The 1,209-nt window shown below is 38.6% G+C and carries 1 protein-coding gene; it reads left to right on the top strand.

Annotated features, from left to right (window positions below; translation table 11 throughout):
• Window positions 1–211: 211 nt before the first annotated feature.
• Window positions 212–1,177, top strand: a complete 966-nt coding sequence (locus tag HJC33_RS03710) for an IS110 family RNA-guided transposase (protein ID WP_171657457.1) — start codon at window positions 212–214, stop codon at window positions 1,175–1,177.
• Window positions 1,178–1,209 lie beyond the last annotated feature (32 nt).

Raw genomic sequence — 1,209 nt, 5'->3', positions numbered from 1 at the left:
CTTAAGTTTGATTCTGATTAGATTGTATTTATAAACCAGAAAGAACAAAAGAGAGGAAAAAGGTTACTATAGCCATAGGAAGTACGATTCCGTCAACATTGATAACCCCCTCTCTTTTCCACTAAGAATTCGTTCAGTTCTGTGAGACGTGAGATCTCGATTTTAAGTTGTTGAAACCAAAGTGGAGCGTCCTTTCATAAAACATTTTCTTATGAATAAAGATAGTAAAACCCATGGAGTGGACATTAGTAAAGATGTATTTGATGTTGTAGACTCAAAGGGGAATCATTTTCAATATCCAAATACGCTTAAAGGGTTTAAGGCCTATTTCAAATTTTTGGGGAAGGACACCCTGGTTGTCATGGAGGCCACAGGCTATTATCATTATTTATTGGCACAGTTTTTATTTGACCAATGCGTTAAGGTTTCCGTGGTAAACCCTTTATCGGTAAAGCGTTTTGTCCAAATGAAATTAAGCAAGGTAAAGACGGATAAGAGTGACGCAAAAGCCATATGTGAATATGCACAGGTCAATGAAGTTCCCCTATATGATGGCAAAGGGGCAGAGCAAGCAGAGAGCTTGCAATTATTGGCTTTAATGGATATCTACCTAAAACAGCGCACACAACTAAAGAACAAGTTGCACGGAGAAAAAGTATTGGGTATACCATCAAAGGCAGTTTATAGCTCATTAAAACAGTCATTGGCCCAATTGGACAAACAACTTTCCAAGTTGCAAGAGAGATTGATGACTTTGGTTAAAAAGAGCCAACAGCAACAGTTGAGCAACTTAAAGAGCATTCCTGGTCTAGGGGATAAAACAGCGGCATTGTTGATTGTTCTCACCGAAGGCTTCACCAAGTTTGAGAGTGCCGCCCAACTTTGTAATTATGCGGGTATCACGCCTACGATAAGGCGGTCGGGCAGTAGTGTTAGGGGTAAAAGTAGAATAAGCAAAATGGGAAACCGAAAATTGCGGAACCTACTGTTCCTATGTTCCTTTTCTGCTTGCAAATACAACAAGCAATGTAAAGCTATTTTTGACCGAATCGTAGCCAAGGGCAAAAGCAAAAAATTGGCGCTTATTGCCGTTTGTAACAAACTATTAAAACAAGCTTTCGCAATTGCAAAATCAGGTTTGCCCTATGATGAAAATTATGTGTCCAAATTAAACTAAAAGAACTTGTTTTTTAACTCAGTTCTTTGTTG

Origin of the sequence: Flagellimonas amphidinii, from assembly GCF_013090115.1 — a bacterium.
Lineage (GTDB): Bacteria > Bacteroidota > Bacteroidia > Flavobacteriales > Flavobacteriaceae > Flagellimonas > Flagellimonas amphidinii.
This window is presented reverse-complemented; position numbering and strand designations above follow the sequence as displayed.

Excerpts from the sequence above, each read along its gene's own strand:
- HJC33_RS03710 (WP_171657457.1), top strand. The coding sequence starts at position 212 with ATGAATAAAGATAGTAAAACCCATGGAGTGGACATTAGTAAAGATGTA.